Origin of the sequence: Croceivirga radicis, assembly GCF_002072105.2 — a bacterium.
GTDB lineage: Bacteria > Bacteroidota > Bacteroidia > Flavobacteriales > Flavobacteriaceae > Croceivirga > Croceivirga radicis.
Map to the genome: position 1 here is coordinate 105,904 of NZ_MTBC01000009.1, position 13,346 is coordinate 119,249.

The 13,346-nt window shown below is 35.8% G+C and carries 13 protein-coding genes; 6 read left to right on the forward strand and 7 right to left on the reverse strand.

Annotated features, from left to right (window positions below):
* Positions 1-50: 50 nt before the first annotated feature.
* The 4 genes from BUL40_RS13075 to BUL40_RS13090 form a co-directional block, all read right to left on the reverse strand.
* Entirely contained in the window at positions 51-1,097 is a 1,047-nt protein-coding gene (locus BUL40_RS13075; RefSeq protein WP_080319642.1) for a GntR family transcriptional regulator, read from the reverse strand.
* 223 nt (positions 1,098-1,320) lie between these two features.
* The gene (locus BUL40_RS13080; protein WP_080319610.1) at positions 1,321-3,852 is read right to left on the reverse strand and encodes a M14 family metallopeptidase; all 2,532 of its coding nucleotides are present in this window, start codon (positions 3,850-3,852) and stop codon (positions 1,321-1,323) included.
* A gap of 91 nt (positions 3,853-3,943) precedes the next feature.
* Positions 3,944-4,309, reverse strand: coding sequence for a PUR family DNA/RNA-binding protein (locus BUL40_RS13085; RefSeq protein WP_010517543.1), 366 nt, complete (start codon positions 4,307-4,309; stop codon positions 3,944-3,946).
* 82 nt (positions 4,310-4,391) lie between these two features.
* Positions 4,392-6,140, reverse strand: a complete 1,749-nt coding sequence (locus BUL40_RS13090; protein WP_080319611.1) for an ABC transporter ATP-binding protein — start codon at positions 6,138-6,140, stop codon at positions 4,392-4,394.
* Between the two features lie 172 nt (positions 6,141-6,312).
* On the opposite strand from BUL40_RS13090, the gene nusB reads away from it, so the two are divergent.
* The 4 genes from nusB (at position 6,313) to BUL40_RS13110 (ending at position 9,523) form a co-directional block, all read left to right on the forward strand.
* Positions 6,313-7,260 carry a transcription antitermination factor NusB gene (nusB, locus tag BUL40_RS13095; RefSeq protein ID WP_010517547.1) on the forward strand — a complete coding sequence of 316 codons (948 nt, stop codon included), beginning with the start codon at positions 6,313-6,315 and terminating at the stop codon, positions 7,258-7,260.
* Positions 7,261-7,299: 39 nt separating this feature from the next.
* Positions 7,300-7,785: a DUF1573 domain-containing protein gene (locus tag BUL40_RS13100; RefSeq protein WP_010517548.1), complete on the forward strand. Its 486-nt coding sequence runs from the start codon at positions 7,300-7,302 to the stop codon at positions 7,783-7,785.
* 9 nt (positions 7,786-7,794) lie between these two features.
* On the forward strand, positions 7,795-8,082 hold the full coding sequence (yajC, locus tag BUL40_RS13105; protein WP_010517549.1) for a preprotein translocase subunit YajC: 288 nt from the start codon (positions 7,795-7,797) through the stop codon (positions 8,080-8,082).
* Between the two features lie 97 nt (positions 8,083-8,179).
* Positions 8,180-9,523 carry a Gfo/Idh/MocA family oxidoreductase gene (locus BUL40_RS13110; RefSeq protein ID WP_080319612.1) on the forward strand — a complete coding sequence of 448 codons (1,344 nt, stop codon included), beginning with the start codon at positions 8,180-8,182 and terminating at the stop codon, positions 9,521-9,523.
* A 5-nt stretch (positions 9,524-9,528) separates the two neighbouring features.
* Here the strand turns inward: BUL40_RS13110 and BUL40_RS13115 are convergent, their stop codons facing one another.
* Complete coding sequence (locus tag BUL40_RS13115) at positions 9,529-10,119, reverse strand: YdeI/OmpD-associated family protein (protein WP_080319613.1); 591 nt, start codon at positions 10,117-10,119, stop codon at positions 9,529-9,531.
* Positions 10,112-11,353, reverse strand: coding sequence for a peptidase T (pepT, locus tag BUL40_RS13120; protein WP_080319643.1), 1,242 nt, complete (start codon positions 11,351-11,353; stop codon positions 10,112-10,114). Before pepT ends, BUL40_RS13115 begins: the two co-directional genes overlap by 8 nt.
* A 99-nt stretch (positions 11,354-11,452) precedes the next feature.
* Between pepT and BUL40_RS13125 the strand changes: the two genes are divergently transcribed.
* Both BUL40_RS13125 and BUL40_RS13130 read left to right on the forward strand, forming a co-directional pair.
* Positions 11,453-11,869: a hypothetical protein gene (locus tag BUL40_RS13125; protein WP_080319614.1), complete on the forward strand. Its 417-nt coding sequence runs from the start codon at positions 11,453-11,455 to the stop codon at positions 11,867-11,869.
* 57 nt (positions 11,870-11,926) lie between these two features.
* Positions 11,927-12,967, forward strand: a complete 1,041-nt coding sequence (locus BUL40_RS13130) for a quinone-dependent dihydroorotate dehydrogenase (protein WP_080319615.1) — start codon at positions 11,927-11,929, stop codon at positions 12,965-12,967.
* Here the strand turns inward: BUL40_RS13130 and BUL40_RS13135 are convergent.
* Positions 12,960-13,343, reverse strand: a complete 384-nt coding sequence (locus BUL40_RS13135) for a Dabb family protein (RefSeq protein WP_080319616.1) — start codon at positions 13,341-13,343, stop codon at positions 12,960-12,962. The two genes, BUL40_RS13130 and BUL40_RS13135, sit on opposite strands and share 8 nt — an antisense overlap.
* Positions 13,344-13,346 lie beyond the last annotated feature (3 nt).

Sequence of the window (13,346 nt, forward strand, 5' to 3'; positions counted from 1 at the left end):
TTTAGTAAAAATACTAGGTGATAATTTGGTAAGTATCCTGTAGTGTAAGGCTAAACAGAATTCCTTTCTATATAGCTAAATACGTTCTTGACTTTTTCTCTTTTGTTTCTAAGTACCATGTAGGCGGCAGTTTCTCCCATTGCAGTAAAATCAGTACTAATTACGGTAATACCCAAAAGCTCTTTTAGTGGCGTTTCATTATAAGAGATTATGCCAATATCTTCCCCTAAAACCAATTGTTTGGCGCGTACTTGTCTAACTAAATTCACCAAGTCCATTTCTTCTATGGTAATAAAAACATCTTTGCTTTGTAGTTCCATTTCATCATAGATTTCATCTAGGATTTCAAAGTCAAAATTGAATTCTCCACAAAATTTTTGAAAACCGTATAAAATCCGTTTTGGATAAGGAAAAACACTTTTGCTAGGGTAAACTAAAATAAGTTTGTCATATTTACGAAGTCTTTCTAAAGCCTCTTTAAGGGCATTGTAAATATCGTTTTCAAAATCTTGATACAAGGCACCGTAATTCCCGTTTAATTCTAGTCTTGCATTATCCAATACGATAAGTTGGTCTTGTGGAATCTTTTTTAATACTTCTAGTACGTTTTTGGTGGCACTAACGTGACCAAGGTTCATGTTCTTAAAATGCGGCATTATCACATAGTAATCATAGGCTCCTAAATTGCGTTCAATGGCTCTGGTAAACAAGGATTCGTCACAGTGATAAATAAATAGATTTACATGGCCATTTACTCCTAAACCATTAACAAAAGAATTGTAAATGCGCATTTTGTAAGAGCTGGGTTTGTTTATTAAAAAGAAGACATTGATTTTAGAAATCAAATCGGTCTTTGCTACGTAAAACCCCTTGCCCTTAACAGCGGTTATTATTTTTTTTGTTTTTAGCTCAGAATATGCTTTCTCTATGGTGTCTCTAGATAACAAGAGATTTTCACTAAGTTCATTTATAGATGGGATTTTACTGCCGATGGGCAAATTTCCTTTTGCTATATGGCTAATTAAAGAATCTACTACCTGTTTGTATTTTGGTATTCTAGAATCGTCATTTACAAGAATGTCCGTTGCTTTTATCACAATGGTAAATTTAAGGCTACGTCTAAATTTAGGGACATTTATATAGTAACCCAAGTATATTTTCTTTATTTCTTAAAACCCTTACACTACAGGATGCACTTACTTTTAACTTGGATTATTTTCGATTGCATTTTAGTTTAGTTAATTCTACTAGTAGAGTTAGTTTATTCAAAAAAAAAGCCATGGTATTACCATGGCTTTTCCTTATTTAGTTCCTTACTTACTACATACTTGGACCAAAAAATATGGCGTTCATCATTAATTTGTTGGTGCCATACCAAAAGGCTCTAAAGTTAGTATTATCCGTAAACAGTATAACTTTACCACGGCCTAATCCTTTTACTTTAAAAGGAACACTACCTTTTATCAAAGCCTCGTTTTCTTCTGAGATATAACCACTCTGTAGTGGGTTGGTGGTATATTGTATAGGATTGTCAAAACTATTTTTTTCCGGTTTTAAATAGATGTTGGTATTTCTAAATAAAGAAATTTTATCATTTTTATAACCGTATCCAATAGGGTGGGTTAAATCTAAATTGGCTTCAAATATAGCACCTCCGGTAACTTGGGCACCGTAGAAATCGCTACGCTTATCAAATGGAATATTTTTGGCTTTTAAGGTAGTATCCTTGAGCATTTCTAAATCTAAAAAACCATTTTTGTTAAACCATTGGGCTACATTTCTGTAACCAATTACGGTACCACCATCTTTTACCCATTCCTTAATTTTTTCTGCTCCATTTTTGTCTAATATATTACTGCCATATCCGCTCGGGATTATTAAATCGGTATAACTACTTAAATCAACCCTGTTAAAATAATCAGTGTCTATTTTGGTGATTTTCATTTGATATCGGGTATCAAATAAGTGCCATATTTCACCAGCATCGTAAGAACGTACCCCATTACCCACTAAAAGGGCCACCTTCTGTTTTTTAATGGGGTCAAAATCATTACTTCCCAAGTCTATACCTACGGTAGAACCTGTACCAACAGCGGTTATGTCTAACATGCTCTCTTTTGCTACCGTTTGTAAAAAAGCAAACAATTCTTTACTATCCATATTTTGACCTTGTACGGGTATCATGATAGTACCATAATCATAATTATTACCTTCTACCGTAAATGGAGATTTTGCAACTTTTGCCCGTAAACCTTGCTGTGTAATTTGGTTAAGTGCTTTTGGGGCATAGTAATTGTTCCAAGAGAACAGATAAGCATAATTGCTCTGGCCGCTTACTTTACCCGCAATAGGTTCTAATGCCGTAACCGCATTGCCGGCGTTGTTCAAAGAGGTAACCTTTTCGTAATCCAAATTAAATGCCAACGGAAAAGTCCAAGCAGATACATCGTAAAACAAACTATCTGTAAACGTGGTACGCATTTCGAACATGGCATGTATTAACCTTGGATTTTTTTGATTTAGTGGAACCACATAGGCCGAGCCCTTTTTGTAGCTTTTTCCGTTGATTTTAGCATCTTCTTTTAACTCATGAAATTTAATTTGTTGGCGTTCTAAGATTTCTGCCAAGTGCCAAGCTTTTGCAGCATCTTTTTCGTCGCCAAAAATATATGCGTTGCTTTTTTCTTTGGTAGCTTCTTGGGCTAGGTCTTGATAATATTTTTTCTGATAGTTTAAAATCTTGGTACGCATACCATTTGCAGCGGCAACGGTAGACAAAGCTGTTGTAAATTGATTTCTAATGGTAAATGGAAAGGTTAATACCCCGTTTTCACTTTCTTGGATGTGTCCTCTAGAACTACCTTGCTCAAACAATATTCCTATACTCCCGTTAACATCTGGAAAAGTTGAACCTTTGCCATAATAGTAATCGTCATAATTTTCTTCAGAATAATATAATGAGCCAATTTTATCCAAAGCCTTTGCGTGGTAGGTACCAATTTCTTTGGTAAGTTCTTGGTTAATTTTAGGGGTTAGTGGGTGTACTCTTGTGGGTTCTCCTGGTTGAAAAAAGAACGTGGAATTGGTTCCCATCTCGTGGTGGTCTGTTAGAATGTTGGGCATCCATTTATGGAAAGACGCAATACGTGCCCTACTTTCTGGTAATTGTACCGGTAGCCAATCACGGTTCATATCAAACCAATAATGATTGGTTCTACCGCCAGGCCAAACCTCGTGGTATTCTCTTTCATTGCCATCTGGATTTAGGTTCTGGCTTTTATGAATGTTGGCCCAATAAGCAAAGCGTTGCAAACCATCTGGATTAAAACTTGGGTCTAATAATATTATGGTATTTTTTAAAATGGCATCTATTTCTGGGCCTTGGGCGGCTGCAAGGTAATAGGCATATGCCAATGCCGCGTTAGAACCACTTGGTTCATTGCCGTGTATAGAAAAACCTTGATATACAACTATGGGCATGTTTTCTATAGTTGAAGCTCCTGTTTGGCCATTGGTTAGTGCTAAATGCTCTTTTCTGATATTTTCTAGATTAGAATGATTTTCTGGCGCGGTTACCGTTAACAATAGTAGAGGTCTACCTTCAAATGTGGTTCCTCTATCTTCTAGTGTAAACCTATTGGTACTTTTGGCAAGCGTTTGCATGTAAAAACTAAGTTTATCATGCGTTACGTGCCATTCACCAACTTCGTGACCAATTACCTCTTTAGGAGTGGGTATATTAGGGTTGTACGTAACGTTTTGTGGTAAGTAGTAATCTAAACTTAAATCTTCTTGTGCATGGGTGGTTAAGCAACAAAATATTGCCACCAGAATTGAAAGTCTGTTTTTCATTCTCGGATTGGTTTTGAGTTAGTCGAGCTTAAAAATAAAAAAACGACCTGGGTTACAGGTCGTTTTAAAATTTTATTAAGGTTTTTAATCCTTAAATATCATCAAAGCTTACATCTGTAAAGCTTTCTGCTGTACTATTTTCTAATGGTTGATCCTCTTTTTTGAAATCTTTTTGATGTCTTTCAGAGATTACTTCCATTCCTTTTTCATCAATTATATAGTCCATCATTTCGTTCATAATTTCCCTAAACGACTCAAAATCTTCCTTATAAAGGTATATTTTGTGTTTTTTGTAGTGAAATGAACCATCATCATTGGTGAATTTTTTGCTTTCTGTAATAGTTAGATAGTAATCCCCTGCTTTGGTACTTCTAACATCAAAGAAATAAGTACGTCTCCCCGCACGCAGTACTTTAGAGTAAATTTCTTCCTGTTCCATTAATCCTTTTTCGTTCATTTTGGTGTAGTGTCTGTTATTGAATTTGCTTACAATATTCTGTCAAAAATGTAAAAAAAATCATAATGTACCAACTTTTATGTTAATCTTTCTCTGTTAATTGATCTTCATAAAGTTGTTTATAATACCCATTTACGCTGTTTAGCTCGTTGTGGCTACCTTGTTGTTTTATACTACCATTTTCCATGATAATAATGGTATCTGCATTTTTTGCGGAAGATACCCTGTGGCTCACGATCAAAGTAGTTGTTTGCTGTGCCGCTTTTTTTAGATTTTTTAATATTTTTTCTTCTGTCTCCGTATCTACGGCAGATAAACAATCATCAAACAAATAGATTTTAGGCTCTTTTATAAGCGCCCTTGCTATAGAAACACGTTGTTTTTGACCACCGCTTAAGGTTATGCCACGCTCTCCTAAAATAGTGTCGTATTTTTTTGCAAAACCCATAATGTTCTTGTGTACAACAGCTTGTTTGGCTTTAGCTTCAATTTCTTCCTGTGTGGCATCTTCTTTGCCAAACCTTATGTTATTGGCAATAGTATCTGAGAAAAGAAAAGCGTCTTGCGGTACGGCACCAATACTGTTTCTTAAACTATCTAGGTTTATTTCTTTAATAGGTTTATCGTCTATTAAGATTTTTCCAGAATCTACGTCATATAGACGAGCTACCAAATCTAGAATGGTAGATTTACCAGAACCGGTTTTGCCTAAAATAGCCATGGTCTTGCCAGGTTCTAAGACAAAAGAAATATTATTTAATGCTTTTATACCCGTATCTGGATAGGTAAAGCTTACATTTTTAAATTCTATTTTACCATTTATGGGTGTAGGGGTAGTTGTAGTGTTGGTAATCGTTGGTGTTACCTCTAAAAATTCGTTTATCCTTTTCTGAGATGCTTCTGCACGTTGTACTATAGAGGTTAACCAACCAACCACGGCAACGGGCCAAGTAAGCATATTTACATACAAGATAAATTCGGCAATAATTCCCAAGCTAACTTCTCCTGCCAGATACTGTTTACCACCAATGTAGATTACAAAAATATTACTTACTCCAATTAGTAGGATCATCAAAGGAAAAAACCAGGCATTTACTTTAGCTAAATCCATACTGGTATCTTTACCTTCGGTAGCCAGTTGGGCAACGTCGGCATTTATTTTTGGCTCTAAGCCATACGCTTTAATTACGGCAACACCAGAAAACGATTCTTGGGCAAAAGTAGATAACGTAGAAAGGTATTCTTGTACTTTGGTGCTGCGCTTATGTATTATTTTACTTATTTGATAGATTAAGACGGACAAAATAGGTAAGGGTACCAAGGTATAAAATGCAATGGTAGGTGCCTTCATGAACATGAGCGGAATAAGACAAACAAAAAGTGTCAAGGTTTGCATACCGTACATTATTGCCGGGCCACCGTACATTCTAACCTGGGTTACATCTTCACTAATGCGGTTCATAAGATCACCAATGCGGTTTCTTTTATAAAAGTCCAGACTTAGTATTTGGTAATGATCAAATACTTCGTTTTTTAAATCATACTCTATATATCTGGAAACGTTAATTATGGTCTGCCTCATTAAAAAGGTAAAAAGAGCAGACAAAAGTGCGGTACCTATAATTACCAAAATGTATTGCAATAACAAATCATTAGCGGTAGCCTTATCAATATCATTGGTAGTCAACTTTTCAATTACGTTAATAGATTTGCTAACGTAGGAGGGCATCACCAAAGAAAAAATTCTAGCAATTATCGTAATCAATACACCCAAAAATAATTTGAGCCAGTATTTTTTAAAGTATTTATTTAGGTGTTTTAATGCTTTCATCAATACCTTTTAAAAGGAAGTTTTGCCCTTGCAAGATGCCAAAGATAGTTTTTACAGCCCAAAACAAATGTTATAAAACTAATAAGATAATGTGGGAACATAGGAAGAGTAAGAATATAACATTACTTTTGCAGCGTGAAAAAGAGTCCTAATCAAGAAAAAGTTCTTTTAAATGCTTACTAGAAGGCACATTAGAGTAAAGGTGATGCAGTGTATCTATGCATTAATACAGTCCAAAGAAGAGTCTTTGGAGAAACAACAAAAGTTTTTAAATGTAAGTATTGCCAACGTGTATAGTCTGTACTTACTAATGTTGAGTTTGCTTTTAGAACTTAGGGAACTTGCCGAACAGCATGTTACCGCATCTAATAAAAAATATATTTCTGATAAGAAGGATGCCTATCCGGATAAATCCAAATTTGTAAATAATCGTTTGTTGGTTCAACTAGCAGAGAATGCAGCGCTAAAAGAAGCATTGGAAAAAAGGAAGCTTAACAATTGGTATCTAAACGAGGAATATGTAAAAATTATTCTAAAAGATATCACCGAAAGTGAAGTGTATAAAAAGTACATGAGCGAGCCTACTTCTAGCTACGCTTTAGACAAAGAATTGATTATAAAATTATACAAAGAGGTAATTGCGCCCAATGACAAGATATATGAATATTTTGAAGACGATAAACTTACTTGGGTAGATGATATTCCTATTGTGAATACCTTTATTGTAAAGTTGCTAAAAAAGGCCAAAGAAGATGAGACCTTTAGCTATTTTCTGCCTAAGTTGTTAAAAGACGAGCAGGATATGACCTATGCCAAAGATTTATTGTCTAAAACCTTATTGCACAATGCCGAATGGGAGTCAATTATTGCTGAGAAAACACCAAAGTGGGACACCGACCGTATAGCGGAAATTGATCATATCTTATTAAAAATGGCCATATGCGAGTTTTTACACTTTGCCTCTATACCAGAAAAGGTAACTATTAATGAGTATTTAGAGATTGCCAAAGAGTACTCTACCCCAAAAAGTAGCATTTTTATCAACGGTATTCTAGATAAAGTAGTTAGAGAATTTAAAGAAACCGGTAAAATGCAAAAAATAGGTAGGGGCTTACTGTAAAAAGGAAATTATTATTTTTGAATATCTAAAATTTAAACCATGAAAAGAGTATTGTATGTTTTTGCCTTAGGGGCAATGTTAATAGGTGCTACTTCTTGTAAAGACAAGGCTAGCACTAAAATTGTAGCAGACAATGTAGAGACGGCCAGTACAAGAGATGAGGCCTCTAAAAAAGTACCTGTAATGCAGTTTGAAAAGTCTGAGCATGATTTTGGTACTATTGAAAACGGAACGCCTCAAGAAACAATTTTTAAGTTTACCAATACAGGAGATGCACCACTTATTATTACAGATGCTAAAAGTAGCTGTGGGTGTACGGTTCCAGAATACCCAAAAAACACACCTATTGCTCCTGGAGATTCAGGAGAGCTATTGGTAAAATTCAATGGAACGGGGCAAAACCAAGTAACCAAGACAATTACGGTTACGGCCAACACGGCTAAAGGTTCTGAATTGTTAAGAATAAAAGCGTTTGTAACGCCAAAAGACGGAGCTGCAATTTCAGTTCCAATGAAAAACGGATAATAAAATTTAATGGAACAATTACAACAGTTTTTTCCGCTACTACTAATATTTGTTGTGGCTTATTTTTTTATGATAAGACCACAAATGAAACGTCAAAAAGACGAGAAAAAGTTTGCGGCCGAGTTAAAAAAGGGAGATAAAATAATGACCAAAAGTGGTCTTTACGGTAAAATTGTAGATTTAAACGACAACGATAATTCATGTGTCATAGAAACTATGGCAGGTAGGTTAAAGTTTGATAGAGCTGCAATCTCTATGGAAGCTAGTAAAAAGTTAAACCCCGTAGCAAGTAAGTAATCCTTTTTGGCTCAAAAAAGATAAGCACCTATTTTTTAGGTGCTTTTTTTTTGCATGTAATTTTATGTGTAACTTATACACCTTAAAATAGAACCAAATGCATTCTAGAAGAAATTTTTTAAAAAATTCTGCAATGGCTACTGCAGCTACGGGTGTAAGTTTTCTGTTCCCTATAGAAATGCTGGCACATATGAGAAATAAGATAAGCCCCAACGATCAAATACAAGTTGGATTAATTGGGTGTAAAGGAATGGGCTTTTCTAACCTTTTATCCTTATTAAAACTATCAGAAATAAAGGTTGTTGCGCTTTGCGATGTGGATAAAACCGTTTTAGCGCAACGTACGGCAGATTTGGAAAAAGCCGGACTTAAAAAACCAGAGTGGTATACAGATTATAGGAAACTTTTGGAAGATAAAAATGTAGATGTTGTAGTTATTGGCACACCAGACCATTGGCATTGTCTACAGTTGGTAGATGCATTGACGGCCGGTAAAGATGTGTACTGCGAAAAACCAATAGCTAATAGTATTGCTGAGAGTAACGCTATGTTGAATGCGGTCAACTCCACCAATAAAATTGTTCAAGTAGGGCAATGGCAAAGAAGTCAACCACATTTTGTAGATGCTATAAATTACGTGCATTCTGGTAAATTGGGTAAGATAAGGCTTGCCAAGGCATGGGCTTATCAAGGATGGATGAAGCCTGTACCTGTGGTTCCAGATACGAAAACACCAAAAGATGTGGATTATAAAATGTGGTTGGGGCCAGCAAAAAATAGACCTTTTAACGCCAATCGTTTTCACTTTAACTTTAGATGGTTTTGGGATTATGCTGGCGGGTTAATGACAGATTGGGGCGTGCATTTAATAGATTATGCATTGTATGGAATGAAAGCAGGCACTCCAAATTCGGTGATGGCCTTGGGAGGTAAGTTTGCCTATCCAGAAGATGCTTCGGAAACACCGGATACCTTGCAAACTGTCTATGAATATGATGATTTTTCAATTCTATGGGAGCATGCCACAGGAATAGATGGTGGTAATTACGGCCGCAACCATGGTATCGCCTTTATTGGTAATAATGGAACTTTAGTATTAGATAGAGGTGGTTGGGAGGTAATTCCTGAAGATAATAAGCCAGATTGGAGTACTAATTTAGGGCCAAAGATTGAAGCGGTACCGCTGCAGACCAACCAAGGTAACGGATTGGATTTGCATACTAAGAATTTTATTGAAGCGGTAAAATCTAGGGATAGAAGTACGCTAAACGCTCCAATTGAAGTAGGTTACAATACGGCGATGGTTTGCCATATGGGTAATATAGCCTACAAAACGGGGCAAAAGGTTAATTGGTTGGCCACAGATGGTAAATTTACCCAAACCGAAGCAAATACATTGATTACTCCAGAATACCATAACAATTGGGTTTTGCCAAAATAATACTATCAACGGTATTGGTCATTAAGTCCAATACCGTTTTTAATCAAAGGCGTTATTTTCTCTATGCGTGCTAGTTTGGTTTTTTGTTGTTTTGCGGATTCAATAAATTCACAAAACTCCTTTTGTTTGTAAGGTGTAAACGCATCGAATTTTTGCTGGAGATTATTTGCCCTTAGGCAGCTTAGTAAAAGTTTTGGTATTTCTAATTTGTCATTCTTTTTGCTGGTCACCAACACCTTGCCTTGTTTGTGCTTGGTAATTGCCTCGTTTAAATATTGCCTTACCAGCGTTTTGTCTATAGAAGAAATATCTGATATTTTCCAATGTCGCATAGCTTTGGTCTTTCCTTCTTGGGCGTTTTCTAACAAATTTTTAGGATCATCCATGAAGGCGCCATTATAAAACCAGATACCGAAGTGATTTTTAAACCGGCAAATACCAAAAACGTTCTTGTTGTTTAGGGTATAAACCGGCATGCCCCATTTGCAACATTCCTCCGCATCAGTCTCCAATGCAAGTTTTCTTAGAATTGCAATAGCATCAGAAAAATGATGTGGTTCGGCATAATAGGCATCAGCCGTTTTACTTTTATTCATCTTTAGAGCGGTTACGAGCAGTAAGTTCGCAAATTTTTACAATTACTTCTACCGCTTTTTGCATGCTTTCTAGAGGTACATATTCATATTTTCCATGAAAATTATGCCCTCCGGCAAAAATATTAGGGCAGGGTAGCCCCATGAAACTTAGTTGGCTACCATCGGTACCACCTCTAATAGGTTTTATAATGGGTGTAATGCCAACTTCTTGCATAGCTGCCTCAGCAATAGATACAATATGGAATACAGGTTCTACTTTTTCCCTCATATTTCTATATTGGTCTTTTATTTCAACACCAATAACCTTCTCTTTAAAGTCTGCATTTAGTTTATTGGCTATAGCATTTAGCAACTCTTTTCTGGCATTAAAGTGTTCCAAATCATGATCACGTATAATTAGTTCAATTTGGGCGTTTTCTATAGTTCCTTCTATATGGTGTACATGAAAAAAACCCTCTCTACCCGTTGTTTTTTCTGGCACTTCGTTTTGTGGTAGCAGACTTAAATACGTATTTGCAAGGGTAATTGCATTGATCATTTTATTTTTGGCATAGCCTGGATGTACACTTTTTCCCTTAATGCTTATGGTTGCCCCCGCGGCATTAAAATTTTCATATTCTAGTTCTCCAACTTGGCTACCATCCATTGTATAGGCCCATTCTGCACCAAATTTGGACACATCAAATTTATGGGCGCCACGACCAATTTCTTCATCTGGAGTAAAACCAATTCTTATTTTTCCATGTTCTATTTCGGGGTGTTCAATCAAATATTCCATAGCGGTAATAATTTCGGTCACACCTGCCTTGTCATCGGCACCCAATAAAGTTGTGCCATCTGTTGTTATCAAGGTTTGCCCTTTATATTGTCTTAAATCTTCAAAATAATCCGGAGATAAAACTATATTCCTAGTGGTGTTTAAAACAATGTCCTTACCATCGTAGTTTTCTATTACCTTAGGTCTAACATTAAAACCACTAAAATCAGGACTTGTATCAAAATGGGCAATAAAACCAATGGTGGGTACTTCTTTTTTCGTATTACTGGGTAAAGATGCCATGATATAGGCATTTTCGTCTATGGTAACCTCTGTCATTCCTATTTGGTGTAATTCTGTTACCAACTTCTTGGCTAAATTCCACTGTTTGTCCGTACTAGGCGTTGTATTGGATTTAGGATTACTTTGTGTATCTATTTTTACGTACTCCAAGAATCTTGATAGTAATTTTTCCATTAAAAGGTTTTTCATCAAAAATAAGGTTTATTCGGTCGGATTTCTTCTAGTCAACACGTAAAGTAATGTATCTTGCCCCACGTTTGAGAACACGTAAATATGAGAGGTCCGTTAGTGGCTTTATCGCTATTTTTTCTAGTAAACCTAAATGCCCAAGATTGTTTGTTGGGAATAGGAGGTAAGGACGATGAGGTTATAATACAAACCTTTAAACTTACCGAGGAACAACAGGAAAATTTAAAAAACTGGGGTGCTGAATTAAAGTTTAGAAACGAGATTTATACCAATAGGTTAAAAAATGTTTTAAGAAACTACCCAACGGAAACTTTAGAAAATCTAGAGGTTCGTGCGCAAAAACACAGTGATTTATTAGATAGTATGGAAGCTAACATGCGTTTGTTGGATAAGCGCCTATTGGGTCTGTTCAGTGTGGAGCAGTACAATCTATACGTATCTCTATGCAATCAAATACAAAGGGTACCCATTTATACCAATGTGTCTCAAAACAAAAATTAAGTTAAAAATAACCTAGCATAATTAGAGTTTCTATTTTTGCAAAAAATTAAGGCCTTAATGTATAAAGTTTTAATACGTCCTATTCTTTTTTTATTTGACGCAGAAAATGCCCATCACATTTCATTTTTCCTGATTAAGCTGTTTTCAAAGCTTGGGTTAACCGGTTTATATGGCAAACTATTTGTTAAAGAAGACAAACGGTTAGAAAGGGAGGTCTTTGGTTTAAAATTTAAGAATCCGGTTGGTTTAGCTGCTGGTTTTGATAAAGATGCCAAGTTGTTCAATGAATTTTCAGATTTTGGGTTTGGTTTTATAGAAATAGGCACTCTTACCCCAAAACCCCAACCAGGTAACCCTAAAAAGCGTTTGTTTAGGTTGGTAGAAGATAAAGCCGTGATTAACAGAATGGGCTTTAACAACAAAGGAGTTTTTGATGCTGTAGAACGGTTAAAAAAAGAACACAAGGTTTTGATAGGGGGCAATATTGGAAAAAACAAAGTAACCGCCAACCAAGATGCCGTAAAGGACTATCTAATCTGTTTTGATGCCCTATTTGATCATGTGGATTATTTTGTGGTAAATGTAAGTTCGCCCAATACCCCTGGTTTAAGAGAATTACAGGATAAAAAACCACTTACCGAAATTTTAGTTGCTCTAAAACGTCAAAACGAAAAATTAGCAACTCAAAAGAAGAGCAAAACCAAACCTATTTTATTAAAAATTGCTCCTGATTTAACCAATGCCCAACTTTTTGATATTATAGATATTGTAAAAGACACCCAGATTGATGGTGTTATCGCTACCAATACAACTATTGCCAGAGATAATCTAAAATCTCATCTAACATTGGTAGAAGAAAAAGGCGGACTTAGTGGTAAACCCTTGACCAACAGAAGTACAGAGGTAATAGAGTTTCTGCATTACCATAGTAACGGTAGTTTTCCAATTATTGGAGTAGGCGGCATACATTCAGAAGAAGATGCCTTGGCAAAATTGCGGGCCGGTGCGTCTTTAGTGCAATTGTATACTGGATTTATTTACGAGGGACCTGCTTTAATAAAGCGTATTAATAAGGCAATTTTAGCACAGGCTAATTAGTAACCCAGTAATCTACTACCAAAACATCTGCTAAATAATCTTTAAGTAAAGCGCCAAACGCTTTATGTGCAGGATGTGGTAAATATATTGCACGGTCTGCTTCACTCTTAAAAGTTAAAAAGAAACAATGAGTAAAACCTTTGTCCAAGCCTTCTGGACTATTATTGGTACCCCATTCAAAATCTTTTATTACTTGTATCTTATCAGGAAGGGCGTTAAAGGCGCGTTCAATTTCAATTATTTTTCCTGCAGTGGTCTCTGGCTTAAATTTAAACAGTACAACATGTCTAAGCACACTATCTTTTGTTTGGTTCATGGTTTGGGCATTAATGCTACTTAAGGCGCATATGGCTAATAACAAAAATAGATTTCTCACGAT